20 protein-coding genes are annotated in these 21,820 nt (G+C 54.9%); 13 read left to right on the top strand and 7 right to left on the bottom strand.

The features are described from left to right. Positions 1 to 11: 11 nt before the first annotated feature. Entirely contained in the window at positions 12 to 806 is a 795-nt protein-coding gene (locus tag BS29_RS16765; protein WP_229954773.1) for an undecaprenyl-diphosphate phosphatase, read from the bottom strand. Between the two features lie 273 nt (positions 807 to 1,079). On the opposite strand from BS29_RS16765, the gene BS29_RS16770 reads away from it, so the two are divergent. The 8 genes from BS29_RS16770 (at position 1,080) to BS29_RS16805 (ending at position 10,825) form a co-directional block, all read left to right on the top strand. Next, positions 1,080 to 2,534, top strand: a complete 1,455-nt coding sequence (locus BS29_RS16770; RefSeq protein WP_229954774.1) for an NAD(P)-dependent oxidoreductase — start codon at positions 1,080 to 1,082, stop codon at positions 2,532 to 2,534. Between the two features lie 36 nt (positions 2,535 to 2,570). After that, entirely contained in the window at positions 2,571 to 3,455 is an 885-nt protein-coding gene (locus tag BS29_RS16775) for a DUF2059 domain-containing protein (protein ID WP_229954775.1), read from the top strand. Positions 3,456 to 3,500: 45 nt separating this feature from the next. Beyond that, on the top strand, positions 3,501 to 8,027 hold the full coding sequence (gene gltB, locus BS29_RS16780; protein WP_229954776.1) for a glutamate synthase large subunit: 4,527 nt from the start codon (positions 3,501 to 3,503) through the stop codon (positions 8,025 to 8,027). After that, entirely contained in the window at positions 7,999 to 8,562 is a 564-nt protein-coding gene (locus BS29_RS16785; protein WP_229954777.1) for a GNAT family N-acetyltransferase, read from the top strand. The genes gltB and BS29_RS16785 overlap by 29 nt, the downstream gene beginning before the upstream one ends. A gap of 112 nt (positions 8,563 to 8,674) precedes the next feature. Beyond that, positions 8,675 to 9,010, top strand: a complete 336-nt coding sequence (locus BS29_RS16790) for a VOC family protein (RefSeq protein WP_229954778.1) — start codon at positions 8,675 to 8,677, stop codon at positions 9,008 to 9,010. Between the two features lie 141 nt (positions 9,011 to 9,151). Next, positions 9,152 to 9,589, top strand: a complete 438-nt coding sequence (locus tag BS29_RS16795; RefSeq protein WP_229954779.1) for a hypothetical protein — start codon at positions 9,152 to 9,154, stop codon at positions 9,587 to 9,589. A gap of 100 nt (positions 9,590 to 9,689) precedes the next feature. Beyond that, positions 9,690 to 10,361, top strand: coding sequence for a glutathione S-transferase family protein (locus BS29_RS16800; RefSeq protein WP_229954780.1), 672 nt, complete (start codon positions 9,690 to 9,692; stop codon positions 10,359 to 10,361). Then, positions 10,361 to 10,825: a DUF3224 domain-containing protein gene (locus BS29_RS16805; protein ID WP_229954781.1), complete on the top strand. Its 465-nt coding sequence runs from the start codon at positions 10,361 to 10,363 to the stop codon at positions 10,823 to 10,825. The genes BS29_RS16800 and BS29_RS16805 overlap by 1 nt, the downstream gene beginning before the upstream one ends. Positions 10,826 to 10,848: 23 nt before the next feature. Here the strand turns inward: BS29_RS16805 and BS29_RS16810 are convergent, their stop codons facing one another. Both BS29_RS16810 and ubiG read right to left on the bottom strand, forming a co-directional pair. Continuing rightward, entirely contained in the window at positions 10,849 to 11,307 is a 459-nt protein-coding gene (locus BS29_RS16810; RefSeq protein WP_229954782.1) for a GNAT family N-acetyltransferase, read from the bottom strand. Further along, entirely contained in the window at positions 11,304 to 12,077 is a 774-nt protein-coding gene (gene ubiG / locus BS29_RS16815; RefSeq protein ID WP_229954783.1) for a bifunctional 2-polyprenyl-6-hydroxyphenol methylase/3-demethylubiquinol 3-O-methyltransferase UbiG, read from the bottom strand. The genes BS29_RS16810 and ubiG overlap by 4 nt, the downstream gene beginning before the upstream one ends. 71 nt (positions 12,078 to 12,148) lie before the next feature. Here ubiG and BS29_RS16820 point away from each other — a divergent pair, with 71 nt between their 5' ends. The 5 genes from BS29_RS16820 (at position 12,149) to BS29_RS16840 (ending at position 18,585) form a co-directional block, all read left to right on the top strand. After that, a complete protein-coding gene (locus tag BS29_RS16820) occupies positions 12,149 to 13,417 on the top strand; it encodes an aspartate kinase (RefSeq protein WP_229954784.1) in 1,269 nt (422 codons plus the stop codon). Between the two features lie 115 nt (positions 13,418 to 13,532). After that, on the top strand, positions 13,533 to 14,537 hold the full coding sequence (locus tag BS29_RS16825; RefSeq protein WP_229954785.1) for an NAD(P)H-dependent flavin oxidoreductase: 1,005 nt from the start codon (positions 13,533 to 13,535) through the stop codon (positions 14,535 to 14,537). Between the two features lie 130 nt (positions 14,538 to 14,667). Beyond that, complete coding sequence (locus BS29_RS16830) at positions 14,668 to 15,204, top strand: PH domain-containing protein (RefSeq protein ID WP_229954786.1); 537 nt, start codon at positions 14,668 to 14,670, stop codon at positions 15,202 to 15,204. Next, positions 15,201 to 16,730: a PH domain-containing protein gene (locus tag BS29_RS16835; protein WP_229954787.1), complete on the top strand. Its 1,530-nt coding sequence runs from the start codon at positions 15,201 to 15,203 to the stop codon at positions 16,728 to 16,730. Before BS29_RS16830 ends, BS29_RS16835 begins: the two co-directional genes overlap by 4 nt. Positions 16,731 to 16,812: 82 nt before the next feature. Next, the gene (locus tag BS29_RS16840) at positions 16,813 to 18,585 is read left to right on the top strand and encodes a DUF885 domain-containing protein (RefSeq protein WP_229954788.1); all 1,773 of its coding nucleotides are present in this window, start codon (positions 16,813 to 16,815) and stop codon (positions 18,583 to 18,585) included. Between the two features lie 38 nt (positions 18,586 to 18,623). Here the strand turns inward: BS29_RS16840 and BS29_RS16845 are convergent, their stop codons facing one another. The 4 genes from BS29_RS16845 to BS29_RS16860 form a co-directional block, all read right to left on the bottom strand. Beyond that, positions 18,624 to 19,274 carry a hypothetical protein gene (locus tag BS29_RS16845; RefSeq protein WP_326838477.1) on the bottom strand — a complete coding sequence of 217 codons (651 nt, stop codon included), beginning with the start codon at positions 19,272 to 19,274 and terminating at the stop codon, positions 18,624 to 18,626. 71 nt (positions 19,275 to 19,345) lie between these two features. Beyond that, positions 19,346 to 19,885, bottom strand: a complete 540-nt coding sequence (locus BS29_RS16850; RefSeq protein WP_229954789.1) for a demethoxyubiquinone hydroxylase family protein — start codon at positions 19,883 to 19,885, stop codon at positions 19,346 to 19,348. Continuing rightward, positions 19,885 to 20,376, bottom strand: coding sequence for a disulfide bond formation protein B (locus tag BS29_RS16855; protein WP_229954790.1), 492 nt, complete (start codon positions 20,374 to 20,376; stop codon positions 19,885 to 19,887). The genes BS29_RS16850 and BS29_RS16855 overlap by 1 nt, the downstream gene beginning before the upstream one ends. 10 nt (positions 20,377 to 20,386) lie before the next feature. Next, the gene (locus tag BS29_RS16860) at positions 20,387 to 21,751 is read right to left on the bottom strand and encodes a S41 family peptidase (protein WP_229954791.1); all 1,365 of its coding nucleotides are present in this window, start codon (positions 21,749 to 21,751) and stop codon (positions 20,387 to 20,389) included. Between the last annotated feature and the right edge of the window lie 69 nt (positions 21,752 to 21,820).

Consider the following 21,820-nt stretch of genomic DNA (forward strand, 5'->3'; position numbering starts at 1 on the left):
GCGTAGCGACGCTAGAACCAGATCAGCAAGGCCGCGCCCATCGCGACACGATAGATAACGAACACCATCATCGATGCCTTGCGCAGGAACTGCATCAGGAAAGTCATGGTCGCAAAGGCCGCGACGAAGGTCAGCGCACCGGTGATCAATGCTTCTTTGAGCAGATCACCACTGGCATCCATAAGATCCGGGATGATCAATATTCCCGCGCCTGCAACCGCCGGGATAGATAGTAGGAACGAGAAACGGGCCGATTCCACACGGCTATAACCCAGAAAACGCGCAGCGGTCATCGTAACCCCCGACCGGCTGGTGCCCGGAATTAGCGCCAAAGCCTGGGCCAAACCGACAATCAATCCGTCCTTCAGTGTCATATCTTCAAACGATTTGACCTGCCGCCCAATACGGTCAGCGACGCCCAGCAGAACACCGTAGACAATAAGGTTGATACCCACCAATGTCGTACTGCGAAATCCCTCCAGATAGCCGCCTGTCTTCAGGAACAAGCCCACAATGACCGCAGGAATCGTCCCGATGATGATCCACCAAAGCAGCCGACGCTCGGTATCTGCTTTGCCAATACCAATGGTTGCCAGACCGCCTTTGCCGAAAGAAAGCACGTCTTTAAAAAAATAGGTGATGATCGCCAGCAAAGATCCAACATGTACAGCAATGTCTATCATTGGCCCCTGATCAGCATAGCCGGTGAAAACGGGGAGCAATATGAGATGACCGGATGAGGAAATTGGCAAAAATTCGGTAACACCCTGCACGACGGCGAGGAGCAGCATTTGAATAAATGTCATTATGGAACCCGGAGCAAGTGAAGGAAATCAACTTATAGAAGCGGCATTCCACTTTGTCGTTGATGAATTTAGGTCCGATATGATACTTTTATTCTGCAGGCCCTCACAAGCCAGTCAAAAAACCGGCTAAAACATGTTATATAAGACAGCTTTACTTACCTATAATGCTGTTTTCGCGTGACTCTGCCCATGGATTCGCCTATCGGGGCCCCAACGCCCGCTCAGGAGGGCAGGGTCACCCTAATCGAAAAATACAAGAAACGAGCGATCTGCATGCCAAAAGGCACGAAAAAATTAGACATGTTGAAATTTGTCAACACCGGTCAAACCTATCCCGAAAAGCGCGAGCCTACGCTGCGCGCCGAGGATTTTCAGGAAATTGCTGACCGCTATGCGCCTGAAAAAGCGGCGGAACAGGCGGCTCGCTGCTCGCAATGCGGAGTGCCTTATTGCTCTACCCATTGTCCGCTCCATAATCATATTCCTGACTGGCTCCGCCTTACCGCCGAGGGCCGGGTTCGCGAAGCCTATGAAATGTCGAATCTGACGTCGACCATGCCAGAGATCTGTGGCCGAATCTGTCCGCAGGATCGTCTGTGTGAAGGCAATTGCGTTATTGAATTTTCCGGCCATGGCGCTGTGACCATTGGCGCGGTTGAGAAATATATTACCGATACCGCCTGGGAAGAAGGCTGGGTCGAACCGCTGGTTGCTGGTAAATCGCGTGGCCAGTCAGTTGGCATTATCGGTGCCGGTCCAGCTGGCTTGACCGCTGGCGAATATCTGCGCGTCGCCGGTTATGATGTCCATATCTATGATCGCCATGATCGCGCTGGCGGATTGCTGACTTACGGCATTCCCGGTTTCAAGCTGGAAAAAGATGTCATCATGCGGCGCATCCAGCGCCTGAAAGATGGCGGCATCAACTTTCATGAGAATTTTGAAGTCGGCAAAGATGCGACATTGGAAGAGCTGCGCACCAAACATGACGCCATTCTGATCGCGACCGGCGTCTATAAGGCACGCGAGATCAAAATGCCGGGCGTCGGCGCGCCTGGTGTCGAAGAAGCTTTGGACTTCCTGACCGCCTCAAACCGCAAGAGCTTTGGCGATGATGTGCCTGATTTCGACAATGGCCGGTTCAATGCCCAAGGCAAGAATGTGGTCGTAATCGGCGGCGGCGATACCGCGATGGATTGCGTGCGGACCTCGGTACGTCAGGGGGCGAAATCGGTTAAATGCCTCTATCGCCGTGATCGCGCCAATATGCCGGGGTCGCAGAATGAAGTGAAAAATGCCGAGGAAGAGGGCGTGGATTTTGTTTGGCTCTCTGCCCCGAAAGCGGTTGAGGGCACGGAACACGTCACGGCAGTCAAGGCAACAAAGATGCGCCTCGGCGCGCCTGATGCCAGTGGCCGACGCGCGCCAGAGGTACAGCCCGACAGTGAATTCACGCTGGAGGCCGATCTGGTCATCAAGGCCTTGGGATTTGATGCGGAAGAGCTTCCCAGTCTGTTCGATTGCCCGGATCTCAGCGTTACGCGCTGGGGCACTTTGCGGGTCGATCACAAGAGTATGATGACCAATCTCGACGGCGTTTTTGCAGCCGGTGATATTGTCCGCGGAGCCAGCCTTGTGGTATGGGGTATCCGTGACGGTCGCGACGTGACCGAGCATATGCACAAATTCTTGCGCGAAAAAGCGCGGGCGGAAAAACAAGCCGCCTGACGCCGCCTCTTTCGCCTACCCAATTCGGAGTAAAAAATGAGAAAAATCTTTGCGATTACCGTAAGTTCACTGGCTTTGGCATTCAGCACCCCCGCCACGGCACAAGATGCGGATGCAACAGCAACAGCCGAAAGCGAAGCCAAACCGATTGATCCGGCGCGCCTCTCTGCGGCCAAAAATACGGTCGATTATCTGTTCCCGCTCGGCACCTATGAGCGGATGATGCGTGGTACACTGGATCAGATGATGGATCAGATGATGGTTAGCATGGGCGGCATGCGCATGGGTGACCTTGCCAGTGCCGGCGGTGTAGCGAAAGACGATATCCCCGACGATATTGGGGAACGGACACTGGCCGATATATCGCGGGAGGCCGATCCGCATTTTGAAGAGCGGATGAAAATCTCGACCAAGGTCATGATGAATGAGATGGTGGATTTGATGGTCGCCATGGAACCAGCGGTTCGCGAGGCATTGACGAACATCTACGCCCGCAAGTTCACGGTTAGCCAGTTGAACGAAATGAACGGTTTCTTCGCTACCGATACCGGCGGAGCCTTTGCCCGGGACTATATGATGGTGTTCGTCGATCCGGAAATGATGCAGTCGATGATGAACATGGTGCCTGAAATGATGCAGGCCATGCCAGCAATCATGAAAAAGGTCGAGGAAGCCACGGCTCATCTGCCACCCGTAAAAACACATGGCAATGATCCTTTTGCCTCGATCGACGAGGTGATGGAGGACGCTGACAATTCGGATGATTCCACGGATTGGGAAGATCCTGAAAATTGGTCACCAGCCGATCGCGAACTGGTCAACAAGCTCAGCGTCGATTCCGATGCCGCGTTTGAGGCTTATTATGAAGCGCTCGAAACAGCGCAGAAAAACGCCAAAGCAAAAATGGCGAAAAATAAATAAGCGGCCACCCGGCAGGCCGTTTCCACTTTTTGAAATGAAATTGATATGACGCACCACTATCCAACGCCCGCACATAAGCGCCTTGCCGAAACCGGCATGTACCGGCCTGAATTTGAATCTGATGCCTGCGGTGTCGGACTGGTCGCAGCCACCGATGGCAAGCCTTCGCGGCGGGTGGTGTCATCCGCCATTGATGCGTTGAAAGCGGTCTGGCACCGCGGCGCGGTTGACGCGGATGGAATGACGGGTGACGGAGCCGGTCTGCATGTTGATTTGCCGGCACGTTTCTTTGACGATGCGATTGCGGATAGCGGTCACAAGGTAATGCCCAACCGGCTTGCCGTCGGCATGATCTTTCTGCCGCGCACCGATCTCAGCGCGCAGGAAACATGCCGGACGATTGTGGAAGCGGAAATAATCGAAGCCGGTTATAAAATTTACGGCTGGCGGCAGGTGCCGGTCGATGTTTCGGTCATTGGTGTGAAGGCACAGAATACGCGGCCGGAAATTGAACAGATCATGATCGCTGGGCCGCTGCCCGATCGCCAGAGCGCCGCGGAGTTTGAAAAGAACCTCTATCTCATCCGTCGCCGAATCGAGAAAAAAGTGGTCGCGGCACAAATTCATGATTTCTATATCTGCAGCCTGTCCTGCCGCTCGATCATCTACAAAGGCCTGTTCCTCGCGGAATCCCTGTCGGTCTTTTATCCCGACCTGACTGACGAACGGTTTGAAAGCCGAGTGGCGATTTTCCACCAGCGCTATTCAACCAATACATTCCCGCAATGGTGGCTGGCCCAGCCGTTCCGCACGCTTGCTCATAATGGCGAAGTCAACACAATCCGCGGCAACAAGAACTGGATGAAGAGCCACGAGATCAAGATGGCGAGCCTCGCCTTTGGTGATCATTCCGAAGATATTAAGCCGGTGATTCCAGCTGGTGCATCCGATACCGCTGCGCTCGACGCCGTGTTTGAAACCATCTGCCGCTCCGGCCGCGATGCACCGACCGCCAAGCTGATGCTCGTACCCGAAGCGTGGCAAAATGAAGCGGATATCGATCCGGCACATAAAGCCATGTATGAATATATGGCGAGTGTCATGGAGCCATGGGATGGTCCCGCTGCGCTGGCGATGACCGACGGTCGCTGGGCTGTGGCTGGTGTGGACCGCAATGCGCTGCGGCCGCTGCGGTACAGCAAGACGTCCGACAATTTGCTGATCATCGGATCGGAAACCGGTATGGTCGTGGTGCCCGAAAGCCAGATTATCGATAAGGGCCGGCTTGGTCCCGGCGAGATGATCGCTGTGGATCTGGATGAAGGCGTCGTTTTCACCGACAAGGAGATCAAGGACCAGATCGCATCCGAAGAACCCTATGCCGAGCGCGTCAAAGGCTTCAGGACAATGGACGATCTGCCGCCTGCGCCTGCTGATGCAGGGATGAATTTCTCCAAGGAAGAATTGATCCGCCGCCAGACTGCGGCCGGTCATACGCTGGAAGACATGGAGGTAATCCTCGCCCCGATGGTTGAGGATGCCAAGGAAGCCATCGGTTCGATGGGCGATGACACACCGCTTGCGGTGATCAGCCTGAAACCGCGTCAGGTCAGCCACTTCTTCCGCCAGAATTTCTCGCAGGTCACCAATCCGCCGATTGACAGTTTGCGCGAACGCCATGTGATGAGCCTGCGCACGCGCTTCTCGAACCTCGCCAACATATTGGAGAAGGACAGCCAGAATGAAAATGTTCTGGTGCTCGACAGCCCTGTACTCAGTTGCAGTGCCTGGGAACGGTTAAAGGCAAGCTTTGGCGATGCGGTTGCCGAAATTGATTGCACCATGTCCAACACCGGCGGCGCGATTGAATTGCGCGATGCCATTGCCCGGATCCGCGACGAAGCCGAACAAGCGGTGCGTCAGGGGAAGACCGAAATTTTCCTGACCGACGAGAATATCGACGAAGACCATATGTGTATCTCGATGGTCATCGCAACCGCCGCCGTGCACACCCATTTGGTGCGCAAGGGATTACGGGCCTATGCTTCCGTCAACGTCCGGGCGGCAGAATGCCTCGACACCCATTGCTATGCCGTGCTGATCGGTGTGGGTGCGACCACCGTTAACGCCTATCTGTCCGAAGCAGCCATTGCCGACCGCCATGCACGCGGGCTGTTTGACGGCCTATCTTTGGAAGAGTGCATCGCCCGCCACAAGAAAGCAGTCGACGAAGGCTTGCTGAAAATCATGTCCAAAATGGGCATTGCCGTTATTTCCAGCTATCGCGGCGGTTATAATTTTGAAGCCGTTGGTCTGTCGCGCGCGCTTTGCAATGATCTGTTCCCTGGCATGCCAACCAAGATTTCAGGCGAAGGCTATGCCTCGCTGTTTATTAACGCGCAGGAAAAGCATGACGCGGCGTTCGAAGCAGCGGTTGTGCGCTTGCCGGTCGGCGGGTTCTACAAGCAACGCGATGGCGGAGAGGCTCATGCCTATAGCGCACATCTGATGCACTTGCTGCAAAGCGCAGTCGCGCATGACAGCTATTCCTCTTACCTGCAATTCTCACAAGGTGTCCGCGAACTGGAGCCTGTATATCTACGCGACCTGATGGAATTTAACTACGCGCCGGAACCGATTCCGATCGACGAAGTGGAAGCGATTACCGAAATCCGCAAACGCTTTAATACGCCCGGCATGTCCCTCGGCGCACTCAGCCCCGAGGCGCATGAAACACTTGCCATTGCGATGAACCGCATTGGTGCGAAATCGGTATCCGGTGAAGGCGGAGAAGAGAAACGCCGCTACACGCCGTTTGAAAATGGCGACAATGCCTCCAGCCCGATCAAGCAGGTCGCTTCCGGCCGCTTTGGGGTGACTGCGGAATATCTTGGCGCTTGCGAAGAGGTCGAGATCAAGGTTGCCCAAGGCGCCAAGCCTGGTGAAGGCGGCCAATTGCCTGGCTTTAAAGTCACGGAATTTATCGCCAAGCTGCGTCATTCGACGCCAGGTGTTACGCTGATCAGCCCACCACCACATCACGATATCTATTCGATCGAAGATCTGGCGCAGCTGATTTATGATCTCAAGCAGATCAACCCGAAAGCGCGGGTCTGCGTGAAGCTGGTTTCTGCGGCCGGTATCGGCACCATCGCCGCTGGCGTTGCAAAAGCCCATGCCGACGTGATCCTGATCTCCGGCAATACGGGCGGAACGGGCGCATCGCCACAAACGTCGATCAAATTTGCTGGGACGCCCTGGGAAATGGGTCTTACCGAAGCCAATCAGGTGCTTACCCTCAATGGTTTGCGTCACCGGGTAAAACTGCGCACCGACGGCGGCCTGAAGACCGGACGCGATATTGTTATTGCGGCGATTTTGGGCGCGGAAGAATTCGGCCTTGGTACGCTGAGCCTTGTCGCCATGGGTTGTATCATGGTCCGGCAATGCCACAGCAACACCTGCCCGGTTGGTGTCTGTGTACAGGATGAGAAATTGCGTGAGAAATTCACCGGCACGCCGGAAAAAGTCATCAATCTGATGACCTATATGGCCGAAGAAGTGCGCGAGATATTGGCACGGCTTGGTTACCGGTCGCTGGAAGAAGTCATTGGCCGCACCGAATTGCTGCGGCAGGTGAGCCGCGGGGCCGAGCATCTCGATGATCTCGACCTCAACCCGATCCTCGCCAAGGTCGATGCGCCGGATACCGAGCGTACGTTCAACCTGCCGACACACCGCAATGAGGTGCCCGACAGTTTGGACGCACAGATGATTGCCGATGCGCAGCCGGTATTTGAACGCCGCGAGAAAATGCAGCTGACCTATACGGTGCGCAATACGCACCGCGCCGTCGGCACGCGTTTCTCGGCAGAGGTCACGGCCAAATATGGCATGACCGCGCTGAACGAGGACCATGTCCATGTGCGTCTGCGCGGCAGTGCGGGCCAGTCTCTCGGCGCCTTCATGTGTCAGGGGATCACGCTGGAAGTCTTTGGCGATGCCAATGACTATGTCGGCAAGGGCCTGTCCGGCGGCAAGATCGTCGTTCGTCCGATGGTCAGCTCTCCACTGGATTCAAAAGACAATACGATTATCGGCAACACGGTACTTTATGGCGCGACTTCCGGTCAGCTTTTTGCAGCCGGGCAAGCCGGCGAACGATTTGCTGTCCGTAATAGCGGCGCGGATGTGGTTGTCGAAGGTTGCGGTGCCAATGGCTGTGAATATATGACCGGCGGCAATGCTGTGATCCTTGGCGCGGTTGGTAATAATTTCGGCGCGGGCATGACCGGCGGCATGGCCTTCATCCTCGACCTCGACCGTGATTTTGAGAAGCACGCCAATCCCGAAAGCATCATCTGGCAACGGCTGGACAGCGACTATTGGGAGGAGCATCTCAAATCCCTGATCGAAGCGCATCACCGGACCACCGACAGCAACTGGTCGGAAACGATCCTGCGCGACTGGGACCGCTGGCGGGAACGCTTCTGGCAGGTCTGTCCGAAGGAAATGGTCGAACGGCTGGATCATCCGCTGTCGGATGGAGATGCTGTCGTTGCGGCAGAGTGAGTTGGTCACAATGACGACGACAGCCAATGTTGTTGTTCAAAGCCTCACGGTAGCCGATGCCGATGCTATTCTGGATATTTATCAGCAGGGGATGGACACTGGTCACGCAACCTTTCAGGAGCATGCGCCTAGTTGGAATGATTGGGACCAGAGCCATCTGCAAACACCGCGTCTCGGTGCTTTTGTGGACACAGAACTCGCCGGATGGGCAGCACTCAGTCCAACGTCTTCGCGCTGCGTCTATGCAGGGGTTGCCGAAGAAAGTGTTTATGTCGCCTCAAAATTCGCAGGCATGGGAATTGGTTTAATGCTTCTGCAAGCCATCGTCGCTGCCTCTGAAGAAGAAGGTATCTGGACGCTGACCGCAGGGGTTTTTCCAGAAAATGAAGCAAGCATGAAGCTGCACCAAAAGGCCGGCTTCAAAACCCTGGGCCGCAGGGAACGGATCGGAAAAATGACCTTTGGGCCTCTGGCTGACCAATGGCGAGACGTTATATCTTTTGAGCGGCGTAGCGATGATCCCAAATTCGGCTAGCGTAAAATAGCTCGGACCAACATTCTGCATGTTCTTGTTTTGATCTCAACGTAGGCTATACTTAAGTGAACGGCGGAACATTGCCTGATTCGCCGTTTGAGGAGCCAGAACAATGCCCAAAATCACACCCAATTATATGGAAATGAAAGCGACCGACCTTGGCGCCAGTAAAGCCTTTTATGAAAAAGCCTTCGGCTTTGCCTTTACCGATTATGGCCCGGAATATGCCGCTGTTGAAGGCGGGCCGGTACAGATTGGGCTCGCGACGGGAGAAGAACCGCCCGCACCCATGCCGACCTTTGAAAGTGATGATCTGGAAGCCGCGCTGGCACAGGTGAAAGCGGCCGGCGGTGCAATCGTCAAGGAGATTTTCGCTTATCCCGGCGGTCGCCGCTTTGAATGCCTTGATCCTTCGGGCAATCGACTGGCCATTTATCAGGTTGCTTGATTTCGGCTTTCCGTGCCGGTTTTACGACAATTTACGATCCTTGCTGAATGACTCTGCGCCGGTTCAGCTTTGACTCAGATCAGGGCTGCTAGACGCCAAGTGTCGTTGGCGAACAACGATGACTGTTTAGGAGGCTCAGCTATGCGATCACTTTTCTCTCTCCCTTTATTGGCCGTGTCGTTGAGCCTTTCTGTTCCCGCTGCGGCGCAGGATGAAGGCGCTGAATCCGAAATGATCGAAAAGCTTAACGATCCGGAATTTCAGGATGGCATGGTGTCGATGATGTCCGGTTTTATGACGGCGATGATGGACTTGCCCATTGGCCAATTTGCAGCCGCGATGGAAAAAGCTGTCCCCGAAGACTTGGATGATGGCGAGACATTTTCCGATATCGATCCCGATGCCACATTGGGTGAGCTGGCCGCGCGTGATAATCCTGATTTCAATGCCGATATGGAAGACAAAATGCGCAAGGGCACTGTGATGATGGGCATCCTGGCCAGCGAATTTGGCGCTTTGCTTCCGCAACTCAAAGCGATGGGCGAGCAGATGAAGCAGCGAATGGATGCGCTGGAATAGGCGCGTCTGACGGGCCGTTTTGTAACGCCTGACCATCTATTCGCGCTTTCGGGCATCAAGCCCCTTCCCCCACAGCACTTTCCCGATTAACAGCAACGTTATGTGGCAGTTATTCCAATTTCCTCTTTGTCCGTTTTCGCGCAAAGTTCGCCTGTTAATGGGCGAAAAGTCGGTCGGCTATGAGCTTGTACGCGAATCACCATGGGAACAACGGGATCAATTTCTGGATATGAATCCCGCAGGCCGCACACCCGTTATGCGCCATGATCAGCGGGATATCACGCTGATCGATAGTGTCGCAATCTGCGAGTATATAGAAGAAACGGTCGAAAAGACCCCGATGATTAATGGCACCGCGACCAACCGGGCCGAAATCCGCCGCCTGGTCGCCTGGTTTGACGAGCAGTTTTACGGTGATGTCACCGCGCCGCTGCTTTTCGAACGCATGCACAAGCGTATTGTGCACCGCCAGCCACCGGATGCAAAATTGCTCCGCGAAGCAATGCGCCGGGCCAATGTCCATCTAGACTATATCGACTATCTGATTGATCATCGCAGCTGGCTGGCCGGTGCGACGATGAGCCTCGCTGACCTGACCGCGGCGGCGCAAATATCGGTCGCGGACTATCTCGGCGGGATTGATTGGACCGGCCATGACCAAACCAAGGCTTGGTATGCGATGTTCAAATCACGCCCGTCTTTCCGTCCGTTGCTGTCAGAACGCATGGAAGTCATTACCCCTCCGCCCCATTATGAAAAGGTCGACTTTTGATGGCCCTAGCGAAATCGGTTGTTGCAACGGTCGCTCTGCTGTCTCTGGCGGGCCCGGCATTGGCCGAGGATGTGAAAAAGAAACAGGCCAGCGGCGCATTTGAGGTCGAACTATCACCAGTATCCGAAAAAGGGGAAAGCCCCGCGCGCATGGTTTTGACCAAAAGCTTCACCGGCGATCTGATCGGGACCGGCACAGGACAGATGATGGCCGATGCCAATAAAACCACCGGTGCGAGGGTCTATGTCGCTCTGGAAACCATAACGGGCTCACTTAACGGCAAGCAGGGCAGCTTCATTGTCACCCATCATGGAACCATGACCAAGACAAGCCAGAATCTGTCAATTGAGATCGTACCAGATAGCGGGACCGACGAACTGAGCGGCATTACCGGAACCATGGCCATTCAGAATGTCGACGGAAAACATAGCTATACGATCAACTACAGCCTGCCTGACAGCTGATTTGTTGCTGGCAGCATCTAGCCCTATGGCTGGGTGATCTTCAGTTTTTTGATCATCTGCACCTTGTCCATACCCGGCGCAAAACCATCTTTTTCGACACCCTGCTTTTCAAAACCAAATTTGGCAAAAAACGGGGCGATTTGCGGAGTGGTGAAAAGCTCCGCTTCCTCAAACACGCCCGATGCTTCAATAGCGCGCAATCGATATTCAGCCAGCAGCCGGCCTAGCCCAGACCCATGGCGGGCATTATCGACCATACCCCAGGTGAAGCACGCCTGTCCGCGTTCTGCTCTGGAGAAGCCGCCGCAGCCGCATATCGTTCCATCCTGTTCGATAACAAAATAGTCACCGCCGGGTTCATTCAGAAAAGTGACGAAACCTGGCCGTTCACTCGCGTCAAAATAGCGCGGCACATTGCTGTCAAACAAGGCCAGACAAGCGGCCTTGTCGGTCACCGCATAGGGTCGAACACTCGTGTTCATCCCCGCACAACTGTCATCAGATAATTGAGCGACAAGTTGTCCGACAAGGAAAAACCGTGAGAGGGGCTGTAGGACAGGCCGGTGGTGTCGGTAACTTTAAGCCCGGCTTTTGCCAGCAACTTTTCCAGTTCTTCCGGCGTAAAAAACTGATCATGATGATGCGTGCCTTTCGGAATACGCCCGGTCATTTCAGCAAGATTGACCAGCATCAGTTTCGACATGGCCGTGCGATTCGGTGTGGAGAGAATCATCAAGCCATCATCGGCCAGTGCATTGGCCAATCCGGCCACGAAACTGTCGGTGTCATCAACATGTTCGATGACTTCGAGCGAGGTTACGAGGTCGAAACCGCTTTCTCCAAATTTTTCGATCCCGACATTGCGATAGTCGATATCCAGTCGCTGCGGTTCCGCATGCGCCTTGGCCGCCGCGATATTTTCCGGCGCTGCATCGAGCCCAGTTACCGTCGCACCCATGCGCGCCAAAGGTTCGCAAACCAGCCCGGCACCGCAGCCAACATCCAGTGCGCGCTTGCCAGCCAGAGGCTTCAGAACACTCGTATCCACCCCGAAATGCCGGTCGATCGCATCCCTGATATAGCCGAGCCGTACCGGATTGAGCCGATGCAGCATCGCAGACGACCCGTTCGGGTCCCACCAATCGGCTGCCAAAGCCCCGAAATGCGCCGCTTCATCGGGGTTTATTGTGCTTTTGGTTGCGCCTGAAACCGACTCAGAGCTTGGGCGCTTGCTGGTGCTTGCGTTTGTCATAACGTCTCTTTATCACAGCCCGCGCGTCTCGTTCAGACCCTTTTTCAACAGAAAGACAGATAACAGGCATCATGGCACGGATAGTGATGAAATTTGGCGGCACGTCGATGGCAGGGATCGAACGAATCCGCCGGGTTGCCCAGATCGTCAAGCAACAGGCCGATGCCGGGCATGAGGTAGCGGTCGTGGTTTCCGCCATGGCGGGAGACACTGATCGGCTGGTCAATTTCTGCCGTGAAGCCAGCTCGCTTTACGATGCTGCGGAATATGACGTTGTGGTTGCGAGTGGCGAACAAGTCACATCCGGCCTGCTCGCCATTGCCCTGCAATCGCTGGGTGCCAAGGCGCGCAGCTGGCTGGGTTGGCAAATGCCGATCCGCACCATCGAATCGCACAGCAAGGCGCGGATCGAAACCATCGATGCCGATGATTTGACCGCTTCGATGAAAAGCGGTGAAATTGCGATCATTCCGGGCTTTCAAGGCATTAGTCAGGATGGCCGGATCACCACATTGGGTCGCGGCGGATCAGACACCAGTGCCGTTGCCATTGCCGCAGCAGTCAAAGCGGATCGCTGCGATATTTATACTGACGTCGATGGCGTTTATACGACGGACCCGCGCATCGTGACCAAAGCGCGCAAATTGAAAACCGTGACTTTTGAGGAAATGCTGGAACTGGCCAGCGTCGGCGCGAAAGTGCTGCAGACGCGCTCCGTTGGTCTGGCGATGAAGGAAAATGTCAAAATTCAGGTACTGTCATCCTTTACCGAAGAGGGTGTCAATTACACCGCCGACGACCTGCCGGGAACGATGATCGTCAGCGAAAGTGAGATGGAGAAACAGGATATGGAACGCCAACTGATCACGGGTATCGCCCATGACAAGAATGAGTCCAAAATCACCCTGACGCGCGTGCCGGATAAGCCGGGCGCCGTGGCCAATATTTTTGAGCCGCTGGCCGAGGCAGCGATCAATGTCGATATGATCATTCAGAATGTCGGCCGCGAAAAAGGCGAAACCGACGTGACCTTCACCGCGCCAACCAGCGATCTCGACCGGACCATGCAGGTGCTGGAAGGTGCCAAGGAGAGCATTGGCTATAACCGTCTGATTTCCGATACGAATGTCGCGAAGATCTCGGTCGTCGGCGTTGGTATGAAAAGCCATGCTGGTGTCGCTTCGACGATGTTTAAGTCACTGGCCGATCGCGGCGTGAACATTCAGGCGATCACGACGTCAGAAATCAAAGTCAGCGTGCTGATCGAGGAAGACTATACCGAACTGGCGCTCAGGGTGCTTCACACCGCCTATGGCCTGGATGCAGAGGATGCAGCTTGATAGTCTCCCTCCCCTTCAGGGGAGGGATTAAGGGAGGGGAAGTCTGAGCAGGTCTCGATAGCCCCCTCTCCCAACCCTCTCCCCTGCAGGGGAGAGGGCTTTTAGAAAGAAAAACATGACCAACTCAAAACTCTCCACTTTAATGCAGCGCGGCACAGACCTGCTGGGCAGCGAGACCGCGATCATGTGCGGGGCCATGTCGTGGGTTTCCGAGCGCAAACTCGTTAGCGCGATTTCCAATGCCGGTGGCTTTGGCGTTATTGCCTGCGGTGCAATGACCCCGGAATTGCTGGACACCGAGATTGCCGAAACCAAGAAGCTGACCAGCAAGCCCTTTGGCGTCAACCTGATCACCATGCACCCGGACCTGATGAAGCTCATAGAGATATGCGGCAATCATGATGTCAGCCATGTCGTGCTGGCTGGCGGTCTGCCACCCAAAGGCAGCCTCGAAGCGATCAAGGAAATCGGCGCGAAAGTCATCTGCTTCGCACCCGCCATGGCGCTGGCCAAGAAATTCATCCGCTCCGGCGTCGACGCCATTGTCATTGAAGGCATGGAAGCGGGCGGCCATATCGGGCCGGTGGCGACATCCGTTCTGGCACAGGAAATCCTGCCGCAAATTGCCGATCAGGTCCCGGTCTTTGTCGCGGGCGGCATTGGTACAGGCGACATGATTGGCGCTTATCTCGAAATGGGTGCCAGCGGCGTGCAACTCGGCACACGGTTTGTCTGCGCAAATGAATCCATTGCTCATCCGGATTTCAAAAAAGCCTTCATTCGCGGCAATGCCCGCGATGCCGTAACCAGCGTTCAGGTCGATCCTCGCTTGCCAGTGATTCCGGTGCGTGCGCTCAAAAATAAGGGCACCGAAGAATTTACCCGCAAACAGATTGAAGTGGCAAAGCTGCTCGATGCTGGTGAGATAGAAATGGGTGAAGCGCAATTGCAGATCGAACATTTCTGGGCCGGAGCGCTACGTAAGGCCGTAATTGATGGTGATGTTGAAAACGGCAGTGTCATGGCGGGACAATCGGTCGGCATGGTCAAGGCTGAAGAAAGCGTTGCGGATATTATCAAAACGCTGACCGAAGAAGCGGAAACGGCGCTTGCGCGCTAAGGCACTTTGAACAAACAAAACGCGCTCAGGGTGAGCGCAGCGATTCTGTTACGCCAATGTGCTCCACGGTTGATGCGAGCGCGAACCTATCTGTCTTGCTTAAATAACACAGCTTCGGCATAGTCGCCTCATGACAGAAGCCGTTACCACCCCCGATCCGCTGGCACAGATGGAGCAGGACAAGGCCAGGGCCTATAATCAGGGCCTGACGCCGCTCCATCCGCCACAAAAATCGCTGATCCGTCTGAACACCGTCATTATGGCCGCCATTTTAATTGCTGCTGCAACTGTTGCCGATTTCGCAGCCAGCAATGAATGGCCCGATATAAGCGGCATGATCATTGGCCCGGTCACGGCCATCATGTTGTTCCTGGTCATCCTGTTACCCGAACGCATCTATCGCCGCTGGGGTTATGACATGGGGGATGAACAATTACGGGTTTTGCGCGGATTTCTGTGGCGAACGGATACGATCGTACCGTTTAACCGCATCCAGCATATCGACGTTGCGCAAGGTCCGTTGCAGCGGATGTTCGGGCTTTCGACACTGATCGTCCATACCGCCGGCACACATAATAGTATCGTGACTTTGCCGGGCCTCAGCACGCCGGATGCCGAAGCGATGCGCGATACGATCAAGGGCCATATCCGCCAAGACATGATATGAATGATAGCCCTGTGACAGCAGAACCAATGCCACCGGACGCGGATGACGCCGACGGGGCGTCCTTTCGCCACCTGCATCCGCTCAGCATCATATTGAAATCGGTTTCTGCTATCGGCCAGAATTTGGTCGCCATAGCCGTGCTCTATTTCAGCGTTTTTGATCGGAATATCGTCTATACCGGTTTGGCCGCGATCGCCTTGCTGGCCGTCATCATCGGGATTACGGCACTGATCTGGTCGCGCTTCACCTATCATATCGGGCCCAAGGAAATCCGTATCAAAAGCGGCCTGATCAGCCGCAATAACCGGTCAATTCCCTTTGACCGAATTCAGGATGTCAGCCTGGAGCAGAAACTGGTCAGCCGGATATTGGGACTGGCGACCGTGAAACTGGAAACCGGTTCCGGCGGCGGCGAGGATGGCAAGCTTGATGCGCTCGCTTTGGCTGACGCCCAGGCATTCAGAGATGCGCTGCGAGACTATAAGTCCGGTGTTGCCGCCCAAGCGTCAGACTTAACCGGAGAACCTATTGAGCCTCAGGAATCGGAAGAGCGCCCCCCGATTTTTGCTATGGATAATCGGCGGATTTTCATTGCCGGCCTATTCAATTTTTCCTTCGTGCTGCTCGCCATATTGGCCGCTATTGCACAGAATCTTGACTTTCTGTTGCCCGATGAATTCTTCAATCCCTGGTATTGGGCGGAACAATTGTCCGAGCAGGATGTGGTCAACGGGCTCAGTTTCACGGCGCAAGTTGCAGGGGCTGTCGGCGCACTGTTTTCCCTTATCGCAGTGGGCCTGATCAGCGGCATCGTCCGCACCTTCATCCGGGAATATGGCTTTCGCTTGGATCGCGTCGACACCGGCCAACCCGGTTTCCGCCGCCGGCGCGGCCTGTTCACGCTCACCGATATGGTCATGCCAATCCACCGCGTGCAGGCGGCGATTTTACGAACCGGACCCGTGCGACAGCGTTTCGGCTGGTATCACCTGAAATTCCAGTCGCTCGCCAGTGAAGTGAGCGGAGAAAGCGACCACAGCGCAGCGCCCTGTGCACAGATGGAAGAAGCGGAGCCAATATTGGCCGAGACCAAAATTGCCAATGTCACGCCCGATCTCGAATTCCAGCGTGTCGATGCCGCGCTATGGTGGCGTGACGCCGTCATATTGACCATTGTCCTGGCCGCGGTCAGCGTGGGCAACGGTGTCTTTCTCCATCCTGGCTTTTATGCGCTGATATTGCTGGCCTTACCGATCATCGCGGTGATGGTGTTGAACTGGCGCCATCATCAATATGCAATCACCACGACACAGCTTTTTGTGCGAGCTGGATGGTGGCGGCGCAAGCTGACCATATTGCCGATCCGCAAGGTGCAGACAGTTGATATCAGCCAATCACCCTTGGATCACCCTCTTGATCTGGCCACCGTCACCATCGGTATTGCCGGTGGTTCAGCCATCGCTCCGCTCAAAATCAACGATATCCCGATGGAACGGGCCATGGCCCTGCGCGAACAGCTGATATAGCGGCACAGGTAAACATCGCGCTTGACAGCAGCCACCGAATATTCACGATAGTTACAAGAGATATTTTTTGCAGGAGGACTTCATGCGCCGGGGACGTTTCACACTATTGGTTTCACTATCGGCACTGGCGCTCAGCACACCGCTCCATGCGCAGGAAGGCGACAATCAGAAATCATCGCAGCTGCATCAGATTATTGACGAATATTGGGCCTATAATCTGGAACAATATCCCGAATTTGCGTCCTCACTGGGCGTCGACGATCCTGATGGCCGGGTCAGCGACTACAGCCTGGAGGGGGAAGACAAAAGAGTGGAGAAAGCCAAGAGCTGGCTAAGCCGGCTCGACGGGATTGATCAAAACAGCCTGTCCGAAGATGATAAAACCAATTTTGGTATTCTTCGCCGCAGCCTGGCCGAGCAAGTCGAGGCCAGCACTTATGGCCAGAGGACAATCAATTTCACCAATCGGGGTGGCTGGCATCAAAGCTTTGCGAGCATGCAAAACAACCTGCCCTTTCGCAACGCACAGGATTACCAGACCTATATCAACAGACTGAAAAAATATGGCACTGTTCACAAACAGTCGCTCTCGGTCGCCGATCAGGCGCTGAAAGGCGGTTATGTTCAGCCATGCGTTTCGATGGTCGGCTATGAAACCAGCATTTCCGGATTGATCAAAGAAGATCCCAAGGAATCACGCTTCTTTGATCCGTTTGAACGCACCAAACCTGAAAGCATTGATCAGGCGAGTTTTGACAAGCTCGCCGCAAGCGCCGCCGATACAATCAGCACGGTGATCAACCCGGCGCTGAAAGAACATCTCGACTGGTATAACACCCAATATGCGCCCAATTGCGCCAAAGAACCCGGTGTGTCGGCACAGCCCGGCGGCGACAAATATTATAATTTCCGCATTCGCCAGATGACGACCACCGAAAAGACAGCGGATGAGATTCACAATATCGGCCTGTCCGAGGTAGCCCGCATCCGCGCCGAGATGGTCGAGGTTGCTAAAAAGGCAGGGTTTGAGACGCGCGAGGCTTTCATTGAGGATCTGCGCACAAATCCCAAATATTATGCGAAGACGCCCGAAGAGCTGATGGAGAAAGTCGCCCGAGTTACGAAACTCATTGATGGCAAAATGCCTTCGATTATCGGCAAGCTTGCCCGCCTGCCCTATGGAATTAAGGAAATCCCAGCGGAAACAGCGGAAGGCACGACCACCGCTTATTATAATCCGGGATCACCGGACGTCGGCATTGCCGGTTTCTACTATGTCAACACGTCCAAGCTGGATCAGCGGCCCTTTTGGGAAATACCGGCGCTGAGTGTTCATGAAGCCGTGCCGGGCCACCATATGCAAATTGCGCTGCAGCAGGAGCTCGACATGCCCGACTTCCGCAAATATGGCGCGTTTTTTACCGCCTTTGTTGAAGGTTGGGGCCTCTATTCCGAACGACTGGGTATTGAGATGGGGCTCTATGATACGCCGGCAAAAGATATGGGCCGCCTATCCTATGAAATGTGGCGCGCCACACGGTTGGTGGTGGATACCGGTATCCATTCAAAGGGCTGGAGCAAGCAGCACGCGATTGATTTCATGACCGATAATACAGCCCTGAGCACCGCCAATATAGAGGCAGAAGTGAATCGTTACATCAGCTGGCCCGGCCAAGCACTGGCCTATAAAATGGGCGAGCTGAAAATCCGTGAACTGCGCACCAAGGCAACCGAGGAACTCGGCTCAAAATTTGACCTGCGCGAATTTCATGACGTGGTGCTCGGCCAAGGCGCCGTGCCGCTTGATATATTGGAAGCGCAAGTAAATCGCTGGATCGCGAGCAAGAAAGGCTAAGTTTCTAGTGCTCCGCACCTGATGCGAAGCACTATAGACTATTCGTCATCCGTAGGAACAGGCGGCGGTGTTTCGTCAGCGCCGGGCGGCACAGCCAACTCATTATCGGCGCGCGTCTCGGCCTTTTCTGCTTCCAAAGCCGCAGCGTCCTGTGCTTCCAGCCGCGCGCGCGCTTCGGCAGCGCCAGCTTCACGGGCTTCACGCTGCGCTTCAATTTCGCGCAGCCGTTCTTCGACCGCTTCGGCTTCCTCGTCGATCCGGGCGAGCCGTTTCTGGCGCTCTTCCTCGATCAAACGGCCCCAGTTGACGGTATCGTCCTGTGCTTTTTCAGCATAAGCCTGAGTCAACAAGCGCTGTGTACAACCGGTGAAACCGCCTGCGCCAGTAGGGGAACAGCTTTGTGTCCCACTTTTGCCAACATATTCATACGAGCGGACACGTTCCGCCCATGCGTCATTTTTCGGGTTATTGGGATCCGCCCGCAATGTTTCAGGAATCCGATAGCGTTCCGACTCATCCTTGCGTGCACATACGACAATCTCACCATCGGTGCTTTGCGGACAGGGATCATCACCATAAATCACGAGCTGATTGACCCGGTCGCCGCCTTCATCCTGCGCTAATGCGGGGGTTGCGATCATACCGGCTGCAAGCAGCAGTGGTGCGGAAAAAAGAGCGGTTTTAGTCATGAAATTCCTTTGCCAGCGACTGAATGAACCCGCGCTGAAGAGCAATAATCCAGTGAGAGCCGTTTGACCAACTAAATCCGCTTGGAGAGCCCTATCGCCACCTTGCACCCCAGCCGGATGGCTGCGCTTAACACAGGATAGCCCGGCGTCTCTTCGGCACCGGATTCTATCGCTGTCTGCTTATGCTCAAGCTCTTCTTCGCGAAACTCCGCAATCTTACTGAGCAGCTCGGGCTCATCTTCGGATTCCAGCTGTTCCATCTGTTCTTGATAGTGCAGGTCAATTTCGGTCTCGACGGCGGCTGTGCAAGCCATGGCAGCTCGCGGCCCCATGATCGCTGTGCCCGCGCCCAGCGCATAGCCAGCCACTTTCCAGAACGGCTGCAATATTGTGGGGCGAACATTGCGCTCGACAATCATCCGGTCAAACGCATCAAGATGGCGCTGCTCCTGCTCGGCCATATGATGGATCGCGCTGCTATCAGGAGCATCGTCACCCATGACTGCGAGCTGACCTTTATAGATTTGCGCCGCACCATATTCACCGGCCTGATTGACCCGGATCATCGAGGCGATATCCGGCTTTTCTTTGCCCAATGTTTCTTCAGCCATCACACGTCCTTTCGGCCCATTGCCATCAGGACCAAGATGAGGATCGCGCCGCCGACAGACAAGAGGAAATTATAACCCGCCAGGGAAATACCAAAAAGCGACCAGGGCGCGACATCGCAGCGCACAAGCGGCGCATTCATAATCGAATCCAGCATATCGCCGCCCGCCGGCACGGTGGTTGCGCAAGCCGTTATCCCTTCCCACCAGCCATATTCAACACCGGCATGAAAGCCGCCGATCAACCCGCTGATCAATATGCCTATTGCGGCAAGAAATATGAAAGAAGCTGGCCCCAACAATCCTGACCAGTTCCGCTGACCGGCAATGATGCCGCCCAGTGCGAAGAAAAAGGCAGCCCAATGCGGCCAGCGCTGCCACAGGCACATTTCGCAGGGATAAAGGCCAAAGACATATTGGCTGATCAAAGCCCCGCCGAGCAAAGAGCCGGGAATGATCAGAGACAGCCATAAGGCTGCACGAGAAAAGGCCATATCCGGCTTCCTAGTTTTTGGCGGTTACCGCTTTCGCTGACTTTTTGGCAGACGCCTTGTTCATCGCCACTTTCAGGCCTTCTGGCCCCAGTCGCCCGATAGTCTGCAAGGCATAGTGTAGTTGAAAATCTTCAATGCCTTCTTTTTCAAGCTCATCAGCCGTTTGCGTGAAACGTGGATCGTCCTTGGTGTCTTCTTCCAGCACATCATCTTCCAACTTCACTTCGTTGATGAGATGTTTGCGCAAATCAGATTCACGGAACCGCGGACGGGTCTTGTAGTCCGGGTCAGACAATTGCGGTACGATGATATCCGGCTCAATCCCGCCTTCCTGCACCGACTTGCCAGACGGCGTGTAATAGCGTGCTGTCGTCAAACGCAGCGCAGAGGTATTGGAGAGCGGCAACAATGTCTGCACTGACCCTTTACCAAAGCTGCGCTCACCCATCACCAGGCCGCGATGATGGTCCTGCAGCGCACCGGCCACAATTTCCGATGCCGAAGCCGAGCCCGCGTCGATCAGGACGATGACCGGCAGACCATTGGCCGCATCGCCGCCTTTCGCGAAGTAGCGCTCAATATCCGACTTGCCGCGACCACGTTGTGAGACGATCTCGCCGCGGGACAGGAATACGTCAGAAACACTGACCGCCTCATCGAGCAGCCCGCCCGGATTGGAACGCATATCCAGAACATAGCCCAGTGGTTTTCTGCCCAGTGATTTGTCAATGGCGACAATGGCCGCTTTCACATCCGCACCGGTATCGTTCGAGAAACTGGTAATGCTGATCACACCGACCTTGTCTTTCACTTCCCAGTTGACCGGTTTAAGATCAATGACAGCACGGTTCATCGAGACATCAAACGGTTTGTCCCGCCCTGGCCGGACGATGGTAAGTTTGATCGGGGAACCGGGCTTGCCGCGCATTTCTTCCACCGCTTCATCAAGCGATCCACCGTAGATCAGCGAACCATCAATATGCGTGATATAGTCGCCAGCCTTCACACCCGCCTTATCTGCCGGTGTGTCTTTGAACGGAGCGATGACCTTCACCGCACCATCTTCCATAGTCACAGAGAGACCAAGGCCGCCATAATTGCCATCTGTCTGCGTCCGCAAATTCTCAAAATCGCGTGCATCGAGAAAGCTGCTATGCGGATCGAGGCTGCCAAGCATGCCATTAATCGCGCCTTTGATCAGGTCTGCGTCATCCACTTGGTCGACATAATCCGTCCGTACCCGGTCAAATACGCTCATAAATTGTTCCATCTCGCGATAGGTATTCGCATCAACCGCGGAAATGGCAGAGGTGGTTGCTGGCAACAATGCAACGGTCAATACCAGAGCTGTGGCTTGCAAAAATGGCTTTTTCATAAGTGGAGTCCTGTGAATCTCAATAATCGCGAATATAGGCGCGAAACAGTGATAATGCCAAGGACCTTA

Source organism: Parasphingorhabdus litoris DSM 22379, from assembly GCF_020906275.1.
GTDB lineage: Bacteria > Pseudomonadota > Alphaproteobacteria > Sphingomonadales > Sphingomonadaceae > Parasphingorhabdus > Parasphingorhabdus litoris.